This is a genomic window from Thioclava electrotropha, from assembly GCF_002085925.2.
Taxonomy (GTDB): domain Bacteria; phylum Pseudomonadota; class Alphaproteobacteria; order Rhodobacterales; family Rhodobacteraceae; genus Thioclava; species Thioclava electrotropha.
Genome location: NZ_CP053562.1, coordinates 4,209,913 through 4,229,915, shown reverse-complemented (window position 1 = coordinate 4,229,915; position 20,003 = coordinate 4,209,913). Strand labels below are relative to the sequence as shown.

General features: G+C 62.9%; 19 protein-coding genes and 1 tRNA gene. 5 read left to right on the top strand and 15 right to left on the bottom strand.

The window, feature by feature from the left end:
• The first annotated feature begins 33 nt into the window (after positions 1-33).
• Complete coding sequence (locus tag AKL02_RS20210; protein WP_083079474.1) at positions 34-2,301, top strand: NADP-dependent malic enzyme; 2,268 nt, start codon at positions 34-36, stop codon at positions 2,299-2,301.
• Positions 2,302-2,340: 39 nt separating this feature from the next.
• Here the strand turns inward: AKL02_RS20210 and phoB are convergent, their stop codons facing one another.
• The 11 genes from phoB to tsaD all read right to left on the bottom strand — a co-directional run bounded on the left by phoB (position 2,341) and on the right by tsaD (position 12,322).
• Positions 2,341-3,033 (bottom strand): phosphate regulon transcriptional regulator PhoB, encoded by a 693-nt coding sequence (gene phoB / locus AKL02_RS20205; RefSeq protein WP_078522678.1) that lies wholly within the window; start codon positions 3,031-3,033, stop codon positions 2,341-2,343.
• A 14-nt stretch (positions 3,034-3,047) separates the two neighbouring features.
• Positions 3,048-3,737, bottom strand: a complete 690-nt coding sequence (gene phoU, locus AKL02_RS20200; protein ID WP_152844554.1) for a phosphate signaling complex protein PhoU — start codon at positions 3,735-3,737, stop codon at positions 3,048-3,050.
• A gap of 14 nt (positions 3,738-3,751) precedes the next feature.
• Complete coding sequence (pstB, locus tag AKL02_RS20195) at positions 3,752-4,549, bottom strand: phosphate ABC transporter ATP-binding protein PstB (protein ID WP_078522679.1); 798 nt, start codon at positions 4,547-4,549, stop codon at positions 3,752-3,754.
• Positions 4,550-4,564: 15 nt separating this feature from the next.
• Positions 4,565-5,917, bottom strand: coding sequence for a phosphate ABC transporter permease PstA (gene pstA, locus AKL02_RS20190; protein WP_083079472.1), 1,353 nt, complete (start codon positions 5,915-5,917; stop codon positions 4,565-4,567).
• Positions 5,914-7,395 carry a phosphate ABC transporter permease subunit PstC gene (gene pstC, locus AKL02_RS20185; RefSeq protein ID WP_083079469.1) on the bottom strand — a complete coding sequence of 494 codons (1,482 nt, stop codon included), beginning with the start codon at positions 7,393-7,395 and terminating at the stop codon, positions 5,914-5,916. Before pstC ends, pstA begins: the two co-directional genes overlap by 4 nt.
• A gap of 81 nt (positions 7,396-7,476) precedes the next feature.
• A complete protein-coding gene (locus AKL02_RS20180) occupies positions 7,477-8,517 on the bottom strand; it encodes a PstS family phosphate ABC transporter substrate-binding protein (protein ID WP_083079467.1) in 1,041 nt (346 codons plus the stop codon).
• A gap of 131 nt (positions 8,518-8,648) precedes the next feature.
• Positions 8,649-9,332 carry a sirohydrochlorin chelatase gene (locus tag AKL02_RS20175; RefSeq protein ID WP_083079466.1) on the bottom strand — a complete coding sequence of 228 codons (684 nt, stop codon included), beginning with the start codon at positions 9,330-9,332 and terminating at the stop codon, positions 8,649-8,651.
• A gap of 249 nt (positions 9,333-9,581) precedes the next feature.
• Positions 9,582-10,004 (bottom strand): EVE domain-containing protein, encoded by a 423-nt coding sequence (locus AKL02_RS20170; RefSeq protein WP_083079464.1) that lies wholly within the window; start codon positions 10,002-10,004, stop codon positions 9,582-9,584.
• Complete coding sequence (locus tag AKL02_RS20165) at positions 10,004-10,273, bottom strand: YciI family protein (protein WP_083079462.1); 270 nt, start codon at positions 10,271-10,273, stop codon at positions 10,004-10,006. Before AKL02_RS20165 ends, AKL02_RS20170 begins: the two co-directional genes overlap by 1 nt.
• 1 nt (position 10,274) lies before the next feature.
• Positions 10,275-11,231, bottom strand: coding sequence for an NAD(P)H-dependent glycerol-3-phosphate dehydrogenase (locus tag AKL02_RS20160; RefSeq protein ID WP_083079460.1), 957 nt, complete (start codon positions 11,229-11,231; stop codon positions 10,275-10,277).
• Positions 11,228-12,322, bottom strand: coding sequence for a tRNA (adenosine(37)-N6)-threonylcarbamoyltransferase complex transferase subunit TsaD (gene tsaD / locus AKL02_RS20155; protein ID WP_083079458.1), 1,095 nt, complete (start codon positions 12,320-12,322; stop codon positions 11,228-11,230). Before tsaD ends, AKL02_RS20160 begins: the two co-directional genes overlap by 4 nt.
• A gap of 73 nt (positions 12,323-12,395) precedes the next feature.
• Between tsaD and AKL02_RS20150 the strand changes: the two genes are divergently transcribed.
• Positions 12,396-13,121: a uroporphyrinogen-III synthase gene (locus tag AKL02_RS20150; RefSeq protein WP_083079456.1), complete on the top strand. Its 726-nt coding sequence runs from the start codon at positions 12,396-12,398 to the stop codon at positions 13,119-13,121.
• A 61-nt stretch (positions 13,122-13,182) separates the two neighbouring features.
• Here AKL02_RS20150 and AKL02_RS20145 read toward each other — a convergent pair whose 3' ends face one another.
• Entirely contained in the window at positions 13,183-13,905 is a 723-nt protein-coding gene (locus AKL02_RS20145; RefSeq protein WP_133051999.1) for a hypothetical protein, read from the bottom strand.
• Here AKL02_RS20145 and AKL02_RS20140 point away from each other — a divergent pair.
• The 3 genes from AKL02_RS20140 to AKL02_RS20130 all read left to right on the top strand — a co-directional run bounded on the left by AKL02_RS20140 (position 13,868) and on the right by AKL02_RS20130 (position 16,348).
• Positions 13,868-14,692, top strand: coding sequence for a COG4223 family protein (locus AKL02_RS20140; protein ID WP_133051998.1), 825 nt, complete (start codon positions 13,868-13,870; stop codon positions 14,690-14,692). The genes AKL02_RS20145 and AKL02_RS20140 overlap by 38 nt on opposite strands.
• Positions 14,693-14,702: 10 nt before the next feature.
• Complete coding sequence (locus tag AKL02_RS20135) at positions 14,703-16,220, top strand: heme biosynthesis protein HemY (protein ID WP_083079449.1); 1,518 nt, start codon at positions 14,703-14,705, stop codon at positions 16,218-16,220.
• A 52-nt stretch (positions 16,221-16,272) separates the two neighbouring features.
• A tRNA-Thr gene (locus tag AKL02_RS20130) sits at positions 16,273-16,348 on the top strand.
• An 82-nt stretch (positions 16,349-16,430) separates the two neighbouring features.
• Here the strand turns inward: AKL02_RS20130 and AKL02_RS20125 are convergent.
• The 3 genes from AKL02_RS20125 to flgK are packed head-to-tail and all read right to left on the bottom strand — an operon-like array spanning position 16,431 to position 19,985.
• Complete coding sequence (locus tag AKL02_RS20125; protein WP_198453232.1) at positions 16,431-17,528, bottom strand: flagellar basal body P-ring protein FlgI; 1,098 nt, start codon at positions 17,526-17,528, stop codon at positions 16,431-16,433.
• A complete protein-coding gene (locus AKL02_RS20120; RefSeq protein WP_083079447.1) occupies positions 17,528-18,529 on the bottom strand; it encodes a flagellin family protein in 1,002 nt (333 codons plus the stop codon). The genes AKL02_RS20125 and AKL02_RS20120 overlap by 1 nt, the downstream gene beginning before the upstream one ends.
• Before the next feature lies 1 nt (position 18,530).
• Positions 18,531-19,985 carry a flagellar hook-associated protein FlgK gene (gene flgK / locus AKL02_RS20115; protein WP_083079445.1) on the bottom strand — a complete coding sequence of 485 codons (1,455 nt, stop codon included), beginning with the start codon at positions 19,983-19,985 and terminating at the stop codon, positions 18,531-18,533.
• Positions 19,986-20,003 lie beyond the last annotated feature (18 nt).

Below are 20,003 nucleotides of genomic sequence, written 5' to 3'. Positions count from 1 at the left end.
AACGGGTTCGGACCTGCAGGAGGAGCCGGCCCAATGCCCAGCAAGAACCGTATCACGCCCGAGGAGGCCTTGGCCTATCACCTCGACCCGCATCCGGGGAAATACGACATCACCGCGTCGAAGCCCATGACATCGCAGCGCGATCTGTCGCTGGCCTATAGCCCCGGCGTCGCGGTTCCGGTGGAGGCGATCGCCGAGAACCCCGAACTGGCCTACGATTACACCGTGAAGGGGAACATGGTCGCCGTGATCTCGAACGGCTCGGCCATTCTAGGGCTTGGCAATCTCGGGGCGCTGGCCTCGAAACCGGTGATGGAGGGCAAGGCGGTTCTCTTCAAGCGGTTCGCCGATGTGAACGCGATCGATATCGAGCTCGATACCGAGGATGCCGACGAGATCATCAACGCGGTGAAGCTGATGGGGCCGACTTTCGGGGGGATCAACCTCGAGGATATCAAGGCGCCGGAATGTTTCATCATCGAGCAGCGTCTCAAGGAGTTGATGGACATCCCGGTGTTCCACGACGATCAGCACGGCACGGCGGTGATCTGTGCGGCGGGGTTGATCAACGCGCTGGAGCTGTCGGGCAAGAAGATCGAGGACTGCAAGATCGTGCTGAATGGCGCGGGCGCTGCGGGCATCGCGTGCCTTGAGCTTGTGAAGGCGATGGGCGCGAAGCACGACAATTGCATCATGTGCGACACCAAGGGCGTGATCTATCAGGGCCGCACCGAGGGCATGAACCAGTGGAAATCGGCCCATGCGGCGGTGACCGAGGCGCGCTCGCTCGAAGAAGCGATGGAAGGCGCGGATGTGTTCCTCGGCGTGTCGGCCAAGGGCGCGGTGACGCCCGAGATGGTGCAGTCGATGGCCGACAATCCGGTGATCTTCGCGATGGCGAACCCGGATCCGGAGATCACGCCGGAAGAGGCGCAATCGGTGCGCCCGGATGCGATCGTGGCGACGGGGCGGTCGGACTATCCGAACCAGGTGAACAACGTCCTCGGGTTTCCCTACCTGTTCCGCGGCGCGCTCGACATCCACGCCCGCGCGATCAATGACGAGATGAAGATCGCCTGCGCCAACGCCTTGGCGGAACTGGCGCGCGAGGATGTGCCCGACGAGGTCGCGATGGCCTATGGGCGCAAGCTCAGCTTCGGGCGCGATTACATCATCCCGACGCCTTTCGATCCGCGGCTGATCCACGTGATCCCGCCGGCGGTCGCGAAAGCCGGGATGGATACCGGTGTCGCGCGGCGTCCGATCATCGACATGGAAGGCTACGCCCAAAGCCTGAAAGCCCGGATGGACCCGACCGCGTCGATCCTGCAGGGCATCCAGAGCCGTGCGCGTCAGGCGCAGGCGAAGATGATCTTTGCCGAGGGCGATGACGAGCGGGTGCTGCGCGCCGCCGTGGCCTATCAGCGCTCCGGCATGGGCGAGGCGCTTGTCGTCGGCCGCGAGCAGGATGTGAAGGAAAAGCTCGAAGCCGCTGGCTTGGGCGATGCCTATCGCGAGCTGCGCGTGGTGAATGCGGCCAACTCCAAGCATACCGTGACCTACAAGGACTTCCTGTATAAGCGCCTTCAACGGCAGGGCGTGGACCGCGAGGATGCGCATAAGCTGGCGACGCGCGACCGGCATGTCTTCGCGGCGCTGATGCTGGTGCATGGGCATGGCGACGCGATGGTCACGGGCGCGACCCGGAAATCGGCGCATGTGCTGGAACTGATCAACAAGGTGATCGACGCGAAGCCCTCGGACGGGGCGGTCGGGATCACCGCCCTGCTAAACAAGGGTCGCGTCGTGTTGATCGGCGATACGCTGGTGCATGAATGGCCCGACGAGAACGATCTGGCCGATATCGCGACGGCGGGCGCGCATGTGGCGCGGGGTCTGGGCCTCGAGCCGCGCGTGGCCTTCTGCTCCTTCTCGACCTTCGGCTATCCGGTCTCGGAACGGGCCACGAAGATGCATGTCGCGCCGAAGGTGCTCGACGCGCGCGGGGCGGATTTCGAGTATGATGGCGAGATGACCGTCGATGTGGCGCTCAACATGGATCAGATGAAGAACTATCCGTTCTGCCGTCTGACCGGCCCTGCCAACATTCTCGTCGTGCCGGCACGCCATTCGGCTTCGATCTCCGTGAAACTGATGCAGGAGATGGCGGGTGCGACCGTGATCGGCCCGATCCTGACCGGGACGAGCCACGCGGTGCAGCTGTGCTCGACCACGTCGACGGTGAACGACATCCTCAACATGGCGGCGCTTGCTTCGTGCAAGCTGTGCCTGAAGGACTGAATTGAAAAGGCGCGCGGTGATCCGCGCGCCTGTTTCGCTTTATCCCAGCGCGTAGCCCGTGCCGCGCACCGTGCGCACCGGATCATCCCCGCCATTGGCCATCAGCGCCTTGCGCAGCCGCCCGACATGGACGTCGATGGTGCGGGTGTCGACATAGATGTCGCGCCCCCATACCCGGTCGAGCAGTTGATCGCGGGTCCAGACGCGGCCCGGTTTTTCCATCATCGTCGAGAGCAGCCGGAACTCGGTCGGCCCGAGTTTCAGCGGCTGGCCGTTGCGGAAGACGCGATGTTCCTCGGCATCGAGGATGATGTCCTCGAAGCTCAGCCGCTCGCCCATCGTCGCGGGCCGCGTGCGGCGCAGCTGGGTGCGCACGCGGGCCATCAGCTCGACGACCGAATAGGGTTTCACGACGTAGTCATCCGCGCCGGTTTCCAGCCCCCGCACCCGGTCCACCTCTTCGGAGCGGGCGGAGAGCATGATGACCGGAATATTGCGGGTCTCGGAATTGGCCTTCACGCGGCGACAGATCTCGATGCCGGAGACATTGGGCAGCATCCAGTCCAGCACGATCAGATCGGGCTTCTCCTCCTTCAGGAACAAGAGGCCTTCGTCTCCGTTCTCCGCCATCACGACGCGAAACCCTTCGGCTTCGAGGTTGTAGCTGAGCACTTCGCGCTGGGCGTTTTCGTCTTCAACCACAAGGACACAGGGTTGTTGGGCTGGCGACATTTCTCAGGTCTCCGTCACATTACGCTCGAGCTTTTCGGGCGCGCGTCTTCCGGCATTTCGCCGGTCACGAGGTAGATCACCTGCTCGGCGATCGTTGTCGCATGATCGCCCATCCGCTCGATGTTCTTCGCGATGAAATGCAGGTGCATGCAGGGCGTGATGTTGCGCGGATCTTCCATCATGTAGGTCAGGAACTCGCGGAACAGCGCGTTATACATCTGGTCAACTTCAAGATCGCGCTCGCGCACATCGGCGGCCAGTTTCGGGTCGCGCTGGATATAGGCGTCGAGCGCGTCTTTCAGCATCGCTTCTGTCGTGCCCGCCATGCGGCGGATCGCGGTCGCGGTGCCGCTGATCTGCGGCCCGTCGGACAGAACCTGCGTGCGCTTGGCGATGTTCTTCGCGTAATCGCCGACTCGTTCGAGGCTGGCAGAAATCTTGATGACAGAAAGCGCCATGCGCAGGTCGCGTGCGGCGGGGGCCCGCAGGGCGATCAGGCGCGCGGCCTCTTCGTTGATCTTCTCTTCCAGCTCGTCGACGGCACGGTCGCGGGCCCGGATCTGCTCGGCCAGTTCGAGATCGCGCACTTCGAGGGCGCGGGCGCTTTCAAGGATCTGCTCCTCGACGAGGCCGCCCATTTTGACGACCAATGCCTGCACCGCCTCAAGGTCGCGGTCGAAGGCGGAAAGAATGTGCTCGCTCATGATTATTTGCCTCCTCAGCCGATCCGGCCGGTAATGTAGCTTTCCGTCCGGCTGTCGGACGGGTTGGTGAAAATCTTGTCCGTGTCGTCGTATTCGACGAGGTTCCCGAGGTGGAAGAACGCGGTCTTCTGACTAACGCGCGCTGCCTGCTGCATCGAGTGCGTCACGATCACCACCGAGAAATTCGCGCGAAGCTCGTCGATCAGTTCCTCGACCTGCGCGGTCGCGATCGGGTCGAGCGCCGAGCAGGGCTCGTCCATCAGCAGCACTTCCGGCGAGGTCGCCACGGCGCGCGCGATGCACAGGCGCTGCTGCTGACCGCCCGAAAGCCCGGTGCCGGGCGCGTGCAGGCGATCTTTCACCTCGTTCCACAGCGCGGCCTTGCGCAGCGAGTCCTCGACCACCTGATCCAGCTCGGCCTTGTTCTTCGTGAGACCGTGGATTTTCGGGCCGTAGGCCACGTTGTCGTAGATCGACTTCGGGAAGGGGTTCGGTTTCTGGAACACCATGCCGACCTTGGCGCGCAGCTGCACCGGGTCGACGCGCTTGTCGTAGATGTCTTCGCCGTCGAGTTTGATGTCGCCCTCGACGCGGCAGATATCGATCGTGTCGTTCATCCGGTTCAGGCAGCGCAGGAAGGTCGACTTCCCGCAGCCCGAGGGGCCGATGAACGCGGTGACGGTCTTGTCGAGAATATCGACATCGACGTCCTTGATCGCGTGGGTGTCGCCGTAATGGACCTGCACGTTGCGTGCGGTGATCTTGATGTCGTCAGTGGTCACGGCTCTCTCCGTCAGGCTCATGTCTTCCATGTTTCTCGCGCTCCCTTACCAGCGACGCTCGAATTTGCGTCGCAGGATGATGGCGATGATGTTCATGCCCAGAAGGAAGATCAGCAGAATGATGATACCTCCCCAGGCGCGTTCGTAAAATGCCGGGTCGGCGCGCTTGGCCCATTCGTAGATCTGCGCGGGCATGGCCGAGTTGGGCGAGACGAAGCCGTCGAGGAACCCGTCCGGCGAATTGGTCGCGATATAGCCCACCATCCCGATCAGCAGGAGCGGCGCGGTCTCGCCCAAGGCCTGCGCCAGACCGATGATCGTGCCGGTCAGGATGCCGGGCATCGCCAGCGGCAGAACGTGGTGGAAGACCGATTGCATCTTCGATGCGCCAACGCCGAGGGCTGCGTCGCGGATCGAAGGCGGCACGGCTTTCAGCGCGGCGCGGGTCGAGATGATGATCGTCGGCAGGGTCATCAGCGTCAGCACGAGGCCACCGACCAGCGGAGCCGATTGCGGCAGATGCGCGAATTGGATGAACACCGCGAGGCCGAGGATACCGAAGACGATCGAGGGCACGGCTGCGAGGTTCGAGATATTCACCTCGATCAGGTCGGTGATGCGGTTCTTCGGTGCGAATTCTTCCAGATAGATCGAGGCGGCGACCCCGATCGGAAGGGCCAGCACCAGCACCACCAGCATCATGTAGAAAGAGCCCAGCATCGAGATCCCGATCCCGGCCTGTTCGGCGCGGCTGTCGGACGCGTCGGCGCCGAAGATGAAGGCCCAGTTGAAACCTTTGTGGATGATGCCCGCATCGCGCAGCTGATCGACGAGGTCGAGCTGCGCCACGGTGATGTTCTTGTCCTTGGCGATTTCGTCGCGATGCACCCGGCCCTTGAGGTAGCTATCCACCCGCGACGAGGCGAGGATCTTGAAATCTACCGTCGTGCCGATCAGCGACGGGTCGGCGAGGACCGCGTCGCGCACCTGGCTCGCAGCCGAGGCCGAGATCAGGTTCTTCATGTCCTTCGCCTTGGCGAGATCGGTCGTCGCGCCGGATTTCTCCACCGCGTCGAGCAGGCCTTTCTCGATCAAAGGCTTATAGGTGAAGGTGGTGGCCTTCTTCAGATCCTCCGGATCGCGGTTGCCCTTCTTGTCGAGCTTCGCGGCGTCCAGATAGACCGGAACTTCCACAAACGTCTGCTGAAACGCGGTGGCGCCGTTGGAGACGATCGTCACCAGCAGGATCACGAGGAAAGCGAGGCCGATCCCGATCGCGCCGATGCCGAGCGCCTTGAAGCGCTTCTCGGAGGCGTTGCGGCGTTTCGTGCGCGCATCGACATGATGCAGCGAACGCGTCGCGGGCTGGCTTGCGCCGTGTTGGGTCGCATCACTCATTCGTATTGCTCCCGGTATTTGCGCACGATGTAGAGCGCGAAGATGTTGAGCCCGAGCGTCAGGACGAACAGCGTCATGCCGAGCGCGAAGGCGACCAGCGCCTCGGGGGAGGCGAAATCGGCGTCACCGGTCAGCTGCGAAACGATCTTGGCGGTGACGGTGGTCATCGCGTCGAACGGGTTCATGCTGAGCCGCGCGGCGGCGCCGGCGCCCAAAACCACGATCATCGTCTCGCCAATGGCGCGCGAGGTCGCCAGAAGCACGGCGCCGACGATGCCGGGCAGGGCGGCAGGCAGGATCACCTGCTTGATCGTTTCGGATTTCGTCGCGCCGAGACCATAGGAGCCGTCGCGCAAGCTTTGCGGCACCGCGTTGATGATGTCGTCGGACAGCGAGGAGACGAAGGGGATCAGCATGATGCCCATCACCAGACCCGCGGTCATCACCGCCGTGCCCGCATGCATCCAGCCGCCATCGGCCATCGCAGCGGTCGGGCCATTCGCGCCGAAGATCGACAGCAGGAACGGGCCCACGGTCAGCAGGGCGAAAAGGCCGTAAACGATGGTCGGGATACCGGCGAGCACTTCGAGCAGCGGTTTCACGACGCCGCGCACCGATTTGGTCGCGTATTCCGACAGGTAGACGGCGGCGAAGAGCCCGATCGGCACCGCGACCAGAAGGGCCACCAGCGAGATGTAGAGCGTGCCCCAGAGAAGCGGCAGGATACCCAACTCCGATCCGCCCCCGAAACTCGGCGACCAGGTCGTGCCGAAGAAGAAATCGGAGATCGGATAGAGGCGGAAGAACTCGATCGTGTTGAAAACCAGCGACAGTACGATGCCGATCGTGGTCAGGATCGCGATGGAGGCCGCGGCGATCAGCAGAACGCGCACGCCTTTTTCGACCGTGTTGCGCGCGCGGAAATCCTTGTTCGTGCGCAGGTAAGCGAAGGTAAAGCCCGCGATGGCTGCCAGCAGGACCAGTACCGTCATCGCCAGATCGCCCGTCGAGGTCATGCCGCGATAGGTCTGTGCCGCGTTCAGCGTCGCCGGATCGACACTGGAGCCGAGCGCGACCCCGACCGAGCCGAGTATTTCGCGCAGGTCCGTGGTTTGTAGATCGATATTCGCTGCTTGCCGTGCGCTCAGCGCGCCTTGGGCAATTGCGGTGTCGAGACCATCCGCGACGCGCCGGACATCGGACATCACGAGGCTCATGTTCGAGCCATCCAGCAGCGCATCGGGGATTTCGGCGGAGACCCGAGTATTCACGATCAGCGGCTGCGCCACCATCCAGACCAGCAGCAGGAGAAGAGCCGGCACGGCGGTGAACATCGCGACGTTGAAGCCGTAGTAATTCGGCAGGCTGTGCAGAGACCGTCGGTCTTCGCCTGCCGAATGCAGCGCACGCATTCGGCCCATCACGAAGCCGACGACTGCCAGCACGACCACGATCACAACGATCCACAAAACAGGCATTTCAGCCCCACCAGTTGAAAATAACCAAAAAGGAAAAAGGGGGCAGCGAAATAAGCCGCCCCCTGAAGATAGCGGTCTCGATTACGAGCCCGAACCCATGGTCACTTCGTTCGCCACGGCATCCTGGGTCTTGGCCAGTTCCGGGTCAGCAACGAGGCCGTACTGAGCGAGCGGGCCGTCGGGGCCAGCGATCTCGTCGGAGACGAAGAACTCAGCGTATTCCTTCAGGCCGGGGATCACGCCGATATGCGCTTTCTTGACGTAGAAGTAGAGCGGACGCGACACCGGGTACTCGCCCGAAGCGATGGTCTCGGTCGAGGGCTCGACGCCCGACATGGTCGCGACTTTCAGCTTGTCGGTGTTGTTCTCGTAGAACGCCAGACCGAAGACGCCGATGCCGTTCGGGTTGGAACCGATACGGGCGAGGGTCTCGGTGTAGTCGCCGTCGATGTCGACAGCCTTGCCGTCGGTGCGGACTTCCATGCAGGCCTTGCCGGCTGCTTTTTCGTCCATGCCCGAAGCGATGAAGGCTTCTTTCGCGCCGGTCGCTTCACAGCCAGCTTCCAGAACCTTCTCTTCGAAGACTTCACGGGTGCCGTGCTTGGTGCCCGGGATGAAGGCGATGATGTCGGCATCCGGCAGGTCGGAGTTGAACTCGTTCCACTTGGCGTAGCCGTTGTCGACGATTTCGCCGTCCTTCAGGACCTTCGCGCCGAGCGCGTTGAAGATGTCCGAGGGGGTGAAAGCGTTGAAGGCCGGGCCGTCTTTTTGCGACGCGAAGACGATGCCGTCATAGCCGATGCGGACTTCCATGATGTCGGTGACGCCGTTGTCGGCGCAGGTCGCGACTTCTTTGTCCTTGATCTTGCGCGAAGCGTTCGCGACGTCGATCGTGTTTTCGCCAACGCCTTCGCAGAAGCGCTTCAGGCCAGCCGAGGAGCCGCCCGATTCCACGACCGGGGTCGGGTAATCGAAGTTTTCACCGAAAGCTTCGGCGACGATGGAGGCGTAGGGCAGCACGGTCGAGGAACCGGCGACCTGGATGTTGTCACGCGCGAAAGCGGCGGTGCCCGAAGCGGCAACGATCGCGATCGCGGAGGCGGCGAGGTTGAACGATTTCATAGATCACTCCCAGTGTTCTGAAATTTGGGCCGTCGAGTGGCCTCAGCGCGGTCCTAGGGGTCTTCGGTGACGCTTATGCAAACATTATGTAACAGCTATGTGACAATCTACGAGTCCGTGAAGGTTCGTGATCAGCCCCGCGAAATCGCCTGTGCAATCAGGACGGGAACCTCACGATGGGCCCCAATCTCGGGCAAAAGGCGCCCCCGATAGCTAGCTGCTTGCAAGGCCTCAGGAATATCGCCTGTCACATGTCCTGCCCGCAGCGCGAAGAAGGGCAGACACACGCCTTCCGGGTGCGCGCGGGCCACGTCTTCGAGGAACGGGGGCTCTTCGATCAAGGCCACATGAATCTCCGGCATGGCGGAATTGCGGCCCAAGGTTTCGGCCATGTCGTAAACCGAATTGCGCGATTTTCGCGATATTTTCGACCCGTGCGCCACGAGAATCAGGGGCGCCTCGGCGGGGATGTCCTCCGAGGCGCGCGCCTCGAAGATCACTCTGGTCAGCAGATCGGGCAGCGCAGGATCGACGCCGAACGGCTCCAACTGGCGCGCTTGCGAGCCTGCAGCTTCCAGCCGGCGCGGAAGTTCGGTCTTGGTGAACCAGCCCTGCGCCATGAAATACGGGTAGATCACCGGATTATCGTGCCGCGCCAAGGCGGCCTCCAACGATCCCGGCTTTGCAAGGGTCGCGGCGTCTATCTTGCGTCCCGGCATCTCCTCCGAGACCTTATTGGCCAAGGAAATCAGAGCCTTCTCCTGAGTTTCAGGCTCGGACGGGGATCCATGGGCGACGAGAATGACCGGCTGCATACCCCTAGATTAGCGCAGCAGCGCCCTATGGCAATCACGCGTTTGCGGCGTGAGTTTTCGGTTAACGCCCTGAATTTTAGGAATATTGTCCGTAGATGCCATTTGCGCGACCGCATCTTTGCATATACGCATAAGGCAGAGGCCAGGATGGCCAGACCCGAGATTTAGTTTCACGTGTGGTGCGTAGGGGTGCACGTGGGTGAAGGAGGGTTCTGGCTGGGGTGCCGGAACCCTCCTGTTTTATCCGGTTCAGGTCGGATCGGTCTCGCCCATCTCGCAGACGATCTTCCATTCCTCTTCGGTGACCGACTGAACCGACAGCCGCATCGAGGTCACAAGCGACATCTCCGACAGGCGCGGCTCGCCTTTCACGTCGGCCAGCGTGACCGGCTTGGTGAAGGGTCGCACCGCCTTGAGGTCCACGCAATCCCAGCGTGGATCGTCGGTCGTGGAATCCGGATGGCTCTCGGCCACGATCTCGCAGATCCCGACGACCTCCTTGCCGATATTCGAATGGTAGAACAGGCCGCGATCGCCGATCTTCATCTCGCGCATGTTGTTGCGCGCGAGATAGTTGCGGATGCCGTCCCATTCCTCACCCGCATCGCCCTTGGCGACCAGATCGTCCCAGGAAAACTTGTTGGGTTCCGATTTGAACAGCCAGTACCGCATCAGCCGATCACCTTCTTCCATGCCTTGACCTGCACGTCCGCGAACAGCCCCGCCTTGGCATAGGGATCGTTCGCGGCCCAGTCCTGCGCGGCCTCGAGGCTGTCGACCTCCACGATCACGAGCGAGCCGACCATCTGGTCATTCTCGAGAAACGGGCCCGCCATGAAGACCACGCCGGTCTCTTCGATATAGGCGAGGTGCTTCTCGCGGTTGTCCATCCGGGTTTGCAGAGCGCCGGGCTTGTCGCGGCAGATCACGGCAAAATACATCTCATTCCTCCTTCAAGGGGCGGGCGAGCAGAGCCTGCATCGCCTCATCCACGCTGATTGACTGTTCGGTAAGGGCCATAACCATCGCGGCGACCGGAATTTCCAGCCCGCGCGCATGGGCCAGCTTGTTCAGGGCCTGCGCGGTCGCGGCCCCCTCGACGGTGATCGAGGGATCGAAGGCTTCGCCCGCGCCGATCGCGTGGCCCAGCCGGAAATTGCGCGATTGCGCCGAGGTGCAGGTCAGCACCAGATCGCCAAAGCCCGACAGGCCCGACAGCGTCTCTGGCCGGGCGCCGAGTTCCGTCGCAATCCGCAACATTTCGGCGAAACCGCGGGTCATCAGCGCGGCGCGCGCGGAATCCCCGAGCCCCGCGCCGATTACGGTACCCGCTGCGATCGCGTAGACATTCTTCAGCGCGCCGCCGAGTTCCGCCCCGGTCGTGTCGGTCGTGCGATACAGCCGCAGCGTCGGTGTCGACAGCTCGGCCTGCAGTTCCTCAGAATGATCGGCGCAGGCCAGCGTCAGGGCGGTCGGAAGGCCGCGCGCGATATCGCCGGCAAAGCTCGGCCCGGTCAGCACGGCAGCCCGCGCGCCCGGCACTTTCGCGCGGATCAGGGCCGTCGGCCCTTGGCCGGTGGACAGGTCGATCCCCTTGGAGCAGGAGACCAGAGTCTTGCCCGCAAGGGTGTCGGAGTGGGTGTCGAGAAACCCGGCCATCTTCTGCATCGGCATCGCGAGGAGCAGCGTCTCAGCCTGCAGCGCATCTGCGATTTCCGCCGAAACAGTGACGTTCTCGGGCAGTTTGACACCCGGAAGGCGGCGCGCGTTTTCACCGCTCTCGCGCATGGCCTGCACATGCTCGGCATCGCGCGCCCAAAGGGTCACCGGCCCGTTTTGCGACAGCGTCACCGCCATCGCCGTGCCGAAAGCGCCCGCGCCCAGGACCGAAATACTCATGCCTTGGCCCCCTTCTTTCCCGATCCAAGAAGCGGCGCGGCGCTGCGATCCAGCGGCCAGCGGGGGCGGGCGGTCAGGTCCATCCCGTCTTGCGCGCCACTGCGGAACCGTTCGATCCCGGCCCATGCGATCATCGCCGCGTTATCGGTGCAAAGCTTCAAGGGCGGGGCCACGAAATCCGCGCCCATTTCACGTGAAACAGCCTCTAATCCAGCCCGAATAGCCTGATTTGCCGCGACACCGCCTGCGACCGCGAAGCCGGGGTTGGCGGGTGCGAGTTTCAGGTATTCCGCCAAGGCGCGCCGTGATTTCTCGATCAGGACATCCGCGATCGCCTGCTGAAAACCGGCGCAAAGATCGGCGCGGATCTGGCGCGGCAGCCCGCCATGCTCTGCCACCACCTGATCGCGGGCGCGCAGCAGCGCGGTCTTCAGCCCAGAGAAGGACATATCGCAGCCCGGCCGATCCAGAAGGGGGCGCGGGAAGGCAAACGCCTTGGGATCGCCCTTGCGCGCCTCTGCCTCGACCGACGGTCCGCCGGGTTGGGGCAGGGCCATCAGCTTCGCCGCCTTGTCGAAGGCCTCGCCCGGCGCGTCGTCGATCGTGCCGCCGAGGCGCGAGAAATCCTCCGGCCCTTTCGCGATCAGGAACTGACAATGCCCGCCGGAGACCAGCAGCATCAGATAGGGAAAAGCGAGCCCATCGGTCAGGCGCGGGGTCAGCGCATGGCCCGCCAAGTGGTTCACGCCGACCAGCGGCAGACCCGCCCCGGCGGCGAGGCCCTTGGCGCACATCACGCCCGACATCACCCCGCCGATCAGCCCCGGACCCGCCGTCACCGCAATGCCATCCAGCGCGTCGAGCCCAAGCCCAGCCTCTTCCAACGCCTCTTCGACGCAGAGATCGAGCTTCTCGGCATGGGCGCGCGCGGCGATTTCGGGGACCACGCCGCCGAAGGCCGCATGCAGATCGGTCTGCCCGGCGACGACGCTCGAGAGGATCTCCGGCTTGCCATCCGTCAGGCGCACGATCGCCGCTGCCGTATCGTCGCAGCTCGATTCCAGCCCGAGAAAGGTCAGCGTATCGGTCATCGGGGCGCCTGTTGCGTGGGTTATCCAACGCAGGTAACACCGGGGAAGCGTTCGCACAATCCCGGGGCGGTGGATGGACAGCCAGCCTGAGAGACCGATTCTCCTCGTCACGCGACCCGCCGTCGCGGCAGAAGGATTCGTCGAGGCATTTCGCAACAGGTTTGGGCAGGATTGGCCTGTCATCGTCTCTCCGCTCACGGAGATCGAGCCTTTAGACACGCCGATACCCGAGTTTCAGACCGCAATCTTCACCTCGCAAAATGCCGTGGCCGCCTTCCGACGACTGGCTCAGGGACAAGGCCGCCGCGCCTATTGCGTGGGACAGCGCACGGCGCAGGCGGCGCGCGAGGCCGGGTTCGTTGCCATCGCCGGGCCGGGCGATGCGGAGGCGTTGAGCGAAATGATCGCGCAGCGGGAGCTCGGCGGAAAACTGCTGTTTCTGAGGGGAGAGCAGGTCGCCTTCGATCTCGAAAATCGGCTGAATTCCGCCGGAATAGAGACTGAATCTGCGATCATTTACCGCCAGGTCTCACGCCCGTTGAGCGGTGAGGCGCAGGGGGTTCTGCGCGCATCGCGCCCTGTTTTAGTGCCGATTTTCTCGCCAAATGCGGCGGATCGCTTCCTAAATTCTATGCCCGATGCGCTCAAGCCGCCGCTCTTTGTCGCAGCCATGAGCGAGGCAGTGGCGTCTCGCCTCAAAAGCGCTAGCTTGTGCCATCTGGAAGTTGCCCCGCATCCCGATGCGCAAGGGATGCTCGATGCGCTTGCCGTCTTGCTGCAAAGGCAAAAGGCGGGTTGAGCAGTCGCGGACTGACTTCTAAGTTGATGTGAACGCGCAATTTGGTGCGGCAGTGGAGGGCTTAGACGATGGCGAAACGGACAACCGGAAAATCTTCCGACGCGAACAAGCCGGAAGACGCGAAATCGACGACCGAGTCCGAGACCAAATCTGACGCCACTTCTTCGCAAACCACGCCGAAGGACACGAAGGCCCCGACGACGCCCGAAGCGACGGACAAGTCGAGCGCGGCTGCGTCCAGCAAGCCCGCTGCGGCATCGAAATCGAGCACGCCTGCGAAGTCGTCCTCCACGTCTACGCCAGCGACCAAAGCGGATACCTCCAAGAGCCCGAGCGGGACCGCCAAGCCGACCTCCACGCCGGCAACCAAGGCGGAGACCCCTGCGAAATCCGATCCGGCACCGAAGTCCGGCGCCACGCCTGCGAAGGCCGAGACGACCTCGACCCCGGCCACGACCAGTGCAAAACCGGAGGCCGAGCCGAAGAAGTCGACCGCAAGCGGCGCATCGGAAGATAAAGCGCAGGCCGCGAAGCCCGCGAGCGCTGCGACGACAAGCAGCGCCACGACCACCGACAAGACCCCGCCGAAAAGCGATACGGCAAAGGCGAGCACCTCGCCCCAGCCGGTGATCGAAAAGCGCGGCGGGTTCGGCTCTGCTTTCCTGGGCGGCGTGATTGCGGCGGTGATCGGCGCAGGCGTCGCGATCTGGGCGATCCCCAATCTGCCGCCGCAACTTTCCGGATGGTTGCCGACCGCACCGGCCCCGGTGGACGAGGCGGCCATTCAAGCCAAGCTCGATGACCAATCGAAGCAAATTGGCCAACTCTCCGAAGAGATTGCGACCCTGAAATCGTCGCAGCCGCCCGCGCCCGATCTGTCGGGCGTTCAAGGCGCACTCGATCAGGTTAACGCGGATATCCGGGCGAACAAATCCGCGCTGGAGGATCTGAAATCGCAGATCGCGTCGCTGCAGACCGACACTGGCGGCAGCGCGGCGCAAGCCGAGATCGAAGCGGCCGCGAAAGCCGCCGAAGCCCGGATCAAAGAAGCCGAAGCGCAGGCGCAGAACCTGAAATCGCAAAGTGAAGCGGCTGCCAAGGCGGCGATGACGCAGGCTGCGGCGGCGCGCGTGAAAGCGGCGCTGGATGCGGGCACGTCGCTTGACGCGCCGCTGGCCGATCTGCGCGACGCAGGTGTGGACATCCCGGCGGCGCTCAGTGGTGACATTCCGAGCCTGCAGTCGCTGCAATCGAGCTTCCCGGACTCCGCGCGGGCCGCACTTCAAGCGGCGCGCCGCACCGAGACGGGCGGCTCGATCAGCGATCGCGTCGGCGCCTTCCTTCTGGCTCAGACCGGGGCACGCTCGGTCGCGCCGAAAGAGGGCGATAGCGCAGATGCGGTGCTGTCGCGGGCGCAGGCCGATGTCGACCGGGGGGCCTTGTCCGAGGCGCTCGACGAGATTGCGAAACTGCCCGACCCCGCGCAGGAGGCGATGTCCGACTGGGTGAACCAGGCGAAAGCACGGGTGGCTGCGATCGACGCGGCCAACCAGCTTGGCGCGACGCAATAAGGAGACAGACATGATCTGGTCATTCATCAAAATCGCGCTGTTTCTGATTGTCGTCGCCGCGGCGACCCTGGGCCTCGCGCATCTCGCCGAGATGACGGGCGGTCTGCGGATCACGACGCTCGGTATGGAATTCACCTTGGGCCCGCTGCAGGCGGTGATCGCCGCGATCATCCTCTTCATCGCGATCTGGATCGTGATCCGGGTCGTCGGTCTGGTGGTCGCCTTCCTGCGCTTCCTCGCGGGCGACGAAACCGCGATCACCCGCTATTTCGACCGGCATCGCGAACGCAAAGGCTATCAGGCTTTGTCCGAAGGGCTGCTTGCGGCGGCGTCCGGCGAGGGCAAGCTCGCCATGTCGAAAGCGGCGAAGGCCGAGCGCTATCTGCAACGTCCGGAGCTGACCAACCTTCTCACCGCGCAGGCGGCGGAAGCCTCGGGCGACTCGAAGAAAGCGACCGAAGTTTACAAACGGCTCCTCGCGGATGACCGCACGCGGTTCGTGGGGATTCGCGGGCTGCTGCGCCAGAAGCTCGAAGAGGGCGATACCGAAACGGCGCTGAAGCTCGCGCAGAAAGCTTACGCGATCAAGCCGCGTCACCGTGAAGTTCAGGATACGCTTCTGGGGCTGCAGACTGAGACGGGCGACTGGAAAGGCGCGCGGGAGATTTTGCAGGCGAAGATGCGTCAGGGTGAATTGCCGCGTGACGTGCATAAGCGCCGCGATGCTGTCCTTGCGCTGCAAGAGGCAAAGGGCGTCTGGCAGGAAGGCGCGAGCGTCGAGGCGCGCGAAGCTGCGATTTCGGCCGCCAAAGCGTCGCCCGATCTGGTGCCTGCGGTCGTGATGGCGGCGCGCGCCTATATCGACAAGGGCAAGAAAGGCGCGGCGGAGCGTATCTTGCGGAAGGCTTGGGAAGTGCGGCCGCATCCGGATCTTGCGACCGCTTTCGCGGAGATTACCCCGGATGAGACGCCTGACGCACGGCTGAAGCGATTCTCGAAGCTGCTTTCGAGCCGTCCTGATCATGAGGAAACCCGCCTTCTGAAAGCGGAACTGAACATCGCGGCCGAAGATTTCCCGGCGGCGCGCCGGGCGCTGGGCGATCTCGTCGAGACACATCCGACGGCCCGGTCGCTGACGATCATGGCGGCGGTCGAGCGTGGCGAAGGGGCGGAGGATGTCGTCGTGCGCGGGTGGTTGGCCCGGGCCCTGACTGCACCGCGCGGTCCGCAATGGTGCTGCGACAAATGTCAGAACATTCAGTCCGAATGGACGCCGATCTGCGACAATTGCGGTGGCTTCGACACGCTCAGCTGGCGCGAGCCGCAACAGGCGCAGTCGCCGCTGCCGCATGGGGCAGAGATGCTGCCTTTGATCGTGGGCAAGCCGAGTGCCGAACCCTCGCCCAAGAAAGAGGATGAAACCGAAGACGCCCCCATTCAGGACGCGGAAATCGTCGATCCGCCGAAGGAGGAAGGCGGGGCTGCAAGCGCATCGAAGGAGACGCAAAGCGGAACTGCGACAGCTTGATCATTTTGGGGCTACACATCCCCGAAAGAGCATGGTAATCGCCCGCCACAGTGCCGGTGTAGCTCAGCTGGTAGAGCACGTCATTCGTAATGATGGGGTCGTAGGTTCGAGTCCTATCACCGGCACCACTTCCTGAAAGTTCAGGCGCAGAGGCGGAACCGCAAGGTTCCGCTTCGCTTGTTTCAGGGCAGTCGTTCTCGAGGCTTCAGATCAATTCACGACGAATTCTGCATGCAACGCGCCCGCAGCATTGATGCTCTTGAGGATGTCGATCATGTCGCGCGGGCTCACGCCGAGCGCGTTGAGCCCCGCGACCAATTCCGATAGCGAGCTGCCCTGGGGGACTTCGGCCATGCGAATGCCTGGCTCTTCTGTGAGAGTCGCCTGCGATCTGGGGACGACGACCGTATCTCCTTGCGAAAACGGGTTGGGCTGCACCACGAGGGGGCTTTCCTCCACTTTGAGGGTCAGATTTCCCTGACTGACGGCAACGCGCGAAATCCGCACGTCTTCCCCCATGACGATCGTACCCGAACGCTGGTCGACCACGACCCGGGCGCGCTGTTCTGGTTCGACACTGAGATTCTCGACCCGGCCGATCGCATGCGCGACGGACCGCGCGCGGGTCTCGCGAATGTTCAAAGCGACAGTGCCGCCGTCGAGCATTTCCGCGACGCGCCGGCCGTATTCGCGATTAATGGCGGTTTCAATTCGGCTTGCAGTGGTGAAGTCGGGCGTGCGCAGCGCGAGGCGCACCGTATTGAGGTCGTTAATCTCGAAGGCGAGTTCGCGCTCGACGCGCGCGCCCGACGGAATATTTCCCGAGGTCGGAACGCCTTGAGTCACCGAAGCGGCGTTTCCTTGTGCCACAGCGCCGCCGGCAATGATCGCTCCCTGCGCGACCGCATAGATTTCGCCATCTGCCGCTTTCAAAGGGGTCATCACGAGGGTGCCGCCAAGAAGGCTCTTGGCGTCACCAATTGCAGAGACGGTGATGTCGATTTGGCTTCCGGCACGCGCGAAGGGTGGCAGGCTTGCGGTGATCATAACGGCGGCGACGTTCTTCGGTCGAAACTGTTCCCCGGTAACGTTAACGCCGAGCCGTTCGAGCATGTTCGACATGATCTCTTCGGTGAAGGGGGCGTTACGCAACCCGTCGCCCGTGCCGTTCAATCCAACGACCAGACCATAGCCGACTAGATCATTCCCGCGCACTCCGTCGAATTCGACCAGATCCTTAATGCGGATCGGGGCGCAAAGAGCGATCTGCGGAAGGAAAACGAGGGCAACTAGCAACCAGCGCCACATCACATGTAATCCGTCATCGAGAGGTTGGAGAGCCGACGTGTCAGAAGATAGAGCGTCTCGATCTGGGAGCGTACCGCTTCGAGCGCGGTTGCCGAGGCGTACGGGTCGGCGCCGATGAGTTTCGTCCGTGCAATTTCAAGGCTGGCGCGTTCGCTATCGTTCCGTGTCGCTGCTGAGGCGACTTTGCCTTCGAACGAACCGACTTCCGCGGTGAGTTCGACAGTTGCGAGAGAGCCCGAGTGAATTCTCTCACCCGCTTCCTTCGCAAGCGCACTTCGCTCGGCCAGGTCTCCGTCAAACAAACCCCGGTCCAAAAGCGTGCCTATGGCGTAGCCCTTGATCGCATCTTTGACGCGTGGGTCATTTGCGGTGACGTTGATCGCGGCGGTTTCGCCCTCTGCGATGTGGAATTTTCCCTTGGCTTCGCCACCTTGATAGGAAGTTACGCTGAAACCGCTTGGGTCGGCGAACCACGTATCGAGGGTCGCGAGTACATCCGTCGCATTCGTCGCCCCTGAAATCTCCGCAGACAGGGACGTGATAATCGTTTCGGCATCGGGTAGCGGGGTCGTGTCTCCTTGATCGCCCGCAAATATGTAGCGTCCGACAGAATTCGTGTTGAGCGTTGCGATCAGCGCGTCGAACTTCTCGGCTGTCGACGCGACGGTCGCGTCGATCATGATCTTGCTGGAGGTGGTTGCGGCAGACATGAGGGCCGTACTGATGCCTTCGTCGAGGTTGCCGATCCGCGCGAGGCTGCGTTGCATCGCGTCTGCATGTTGGCTCGCCTCGGTAGTGGCGAGGTCGAATGCGTCGAACAATCTCAGGCTCCGATCGATTGCGGAGAGCGCACCGAAGTCGCCGGATAGGGCGGCGCCGAGATCGGATTTGATACCAGACGTCACTTCTTGGGTAAGGGTCGCCAGTTTCGTATCCAGCGCTGCATTGTGGCGTCGCATCTGGAAATTCAGCGCCATGTCCCCAACAGAGAGATAGTTCATCTTAAATCTCCAGAAGCTGTTTGATCAGTGCATCGACGGTTTGAATGACGCGTGCATTGGCGCTGTAGAGTTCTTCAATTTGCAGAAGTTTTTGCATTTCATGATCAGTGTCGACGCCCTCAGCGAGGGCCTGCTCTTTCAATGTGTCGTAACGGGCCGTTGCATAGGTTTGAGTCGCCTCGTTGCTTTGGCGATCGCTCGTAACTTGGGACAAGAAGCTTGCGAAAAGCTCTGCGCTTGAATGAAGCGACGGGCCGAAATTTCCGGACGCGGGTGCGGACGCGGTCGTTAACGCTGAGGCGAGTGAGAAAAGATTTTCTGCGTTGCTCACGGGGCCAGGGGTAGATGCGCCGAACCCGTCACGCAGCAGCGAGAGCGAGCCGCCTTGTTCAGGGTCCGCGAGCGGGTTGATGACGATCCGACCGGCGAGGCCTGTTTCGTTGAGCGGATCGAGCGGGCCCCCGCCATCTGTAAAGAGACCGGCTGCGCCGCCACTGAGTGTTGGGTCGACCGCCGGGTCGCTGACCCTCTCGATCAGGTTGCGGGAGAGTGCGTCGATCTGAACCTGCAAGTTTGGAGCGAGCGTATCACGGATGGCGAAAAGGGCGCCAAGCGTGCCGCCGCCGAAGAACCCGTCATCGTCACTTGAGACGGCGTTTCCGTTGAGCGTCAGGCCTGAGAGAACCCCTCCGTCGTGGGTCATGTCCGGCGTAATGATTCCGCGCGCCGTGAACCCGATCTCCACTGGGTTGCCTTCGAGAAGGACGGCACCGCCTGTGGTGAAGAGTGCAATTTGATCGTTTTCGCGCGGGACTTGGCGGGTTGGGACGATGCTGGAAATCCGGTCGACCAGCGTTTGACGTTGGTCCTTGAGCGCATTGGTGTCATGGCCTGCGGCCTTTCCGGCCAGGATCGATGCGTTGAGTTCATCGACCTGCGAGAGCGCGCTGTTCAATGCGTCGACCTGCGTCGCGATTTTCCGGTCTGCGTCCATCCGGCTGTCCTGCAACTCTGCGGAGAGCGTATTCAGGTGCCCGGTGACCTCGCGGGCGGCGCTCAGCACTGTGGACAGGCGGGCTTCGCTTTCTGGGCGGCTGCCAGCTTCGACGAGCGAGGCTTCGAACTCTGCGAATTTGGAGGATAGGGAGTTCGCATCCTCCGGCGTGCCGATGCGAGCTTCGAAGGTTGAAAGAAAGTCGCCGCGCAGCGATGCGTTTTGGGCCGCAGCATCGGAGAGGCGGAGATCGCTGCGGAGGGTTTCGTTGACGATGCGGTCGACGCTCAGCACGCGAACACCGGCACCTTGCTGGCCGACGACCTGCGCGCCGAGTGAAATCTCGCGGCGCGCGTAGCCGTCGGTGAGCGCGTTGGCGGTATTGGAGGCCACGACCTCGGCCATGCGAGAGGCCGCGGTGAGGCCCGACAAGGCATTGGATAGCGTTTGCGAGATTCCCATTGCGACCTCCCGTCGCCG

Bases quoted from the DNA above. Each gene is read 5' to 3' on its own strand.
- tsaD (WP_083079458.1), bottom strand. From the start codon at position 12,322: ATGACCGATACGCTGACCTTTCTCGGGCTGGAATCGAGCTGCGACGAT.
- AKL02_RS20135 (WP_083079449.1), top strand. From the start codon at position 14,703: ATGATCTGGTCATTCATCAAAATCGCGCTGTTTCTGATTGTCGTCGCC.
- AKL02_RS20165 (WP_083079462.1), bottom strand. From the start codon at position 10,273: ATGTATTTTGCCGTGATCTGCCGCGACAAGCCCGGCGCTCTGCAAACC.
- pstB (WP_078522679.1), bottom strand. From the start codon at position 4,549: ATGGAAGACATGAGCCTGACGGAGAGAGCCGTGACCACTGACGACATC.
- AKL02_RS20180 (WP_083079467.1), bottom strand. From the start codon at position 8,517: ATGAAATCGTTCAACCTCGCCGCCTCCGCGATCGCGATCGTTGCCGCT.
- AKL02_RS20160 (WP_083079460.1), bottom strand. From the start codon at position 11,231: ATGAGTATTTCGGTCCTGGGCGCGGGCGCTTTCGGCACGGCGATGGCG.
- AKL02_RS20175 (WP_083079466.1), bottom strand. From the start codon at position 9,332: ATGCAGCCGGTCATTCTCGTCGCCCATGGATCCCCGTCCGAGCCTGAA.
- phoB (WP_078522678.1), bottom strand. From the start codon at position 3,033: ATGTCGCCAGCCCAACAACCCTGTGTCCTTGTGGTTGAAGACGAAAAC.
- AKL02_RS20145 (WP_133051999.1), bottom strand. From the start codon at position 13,905: ATGGCCGCCTCGTCCACCGGGGCCGGTGCGGTCGGCAACCATCCGGAA.
- phoU (WP_152844554.1), bottom strand. From the start codon at position 3,737: ATGAGCGAGCACATTCTTTCCGCCTTCGACCGCGACCTTGAGGCGGTG.
- pstC (WP_083079469.1), bottom strand. From the start codon at position 7,395: ATGCCTGTTTTGTGGATCGTTGTGATCGTGGTCGTGCTGGCAGTCGTC.
- pstA (WP_083079472.1), bottom strand. From the start codon at position 5,917: ATGAGTGATGCGACCCAACACGGCGCAAGCCAGCCCGCGACGCGTTCG.
- AKL02_RS20120 (WP_083079447.1), bottom strand. From the start codon at position 18,529: ATGAACTATCTCTCTGTTGGGGACATGGCGCTGAATTTCCAGATGCGA.
- flgK (WP_083079445.1), bottom strand. From the start codon at position 19,985: ATGGGAATCTCGCAAACGCTATCCAATGCCTTGTCGGGCCTCACCGCG.
- AKL02_RS20170 (WP_083079464.1), bottom strand. From the start codon at position 10,004: ATGCGGTACTGGCTGTTCAAATCGGAACCCAACAAGTTTTCCTGGGAC.
- AKL02_RS20125 (WP_198453232.1), bottom strand. From the start codon at position 17,528: ATGTGGCGCTGGTTGCTAGTTGCCCTCGTTTTCCTTCCGCAGATCGCT.
- AKL02_RS20210 (WP_083079474.1), top strand. From the start codon at position 34: ATGCCCAGCAAGAACCGTATCACGCCCGAGGAGGCCTTGGCCTATCAC.
- AKL02_RS20150 (WP_083079456.1), top strand. From the start codon at position 12,396: ATGGACAGCCAGCCTGAGAGACCGATTCTCCTCGTCACGCGACCCGCC.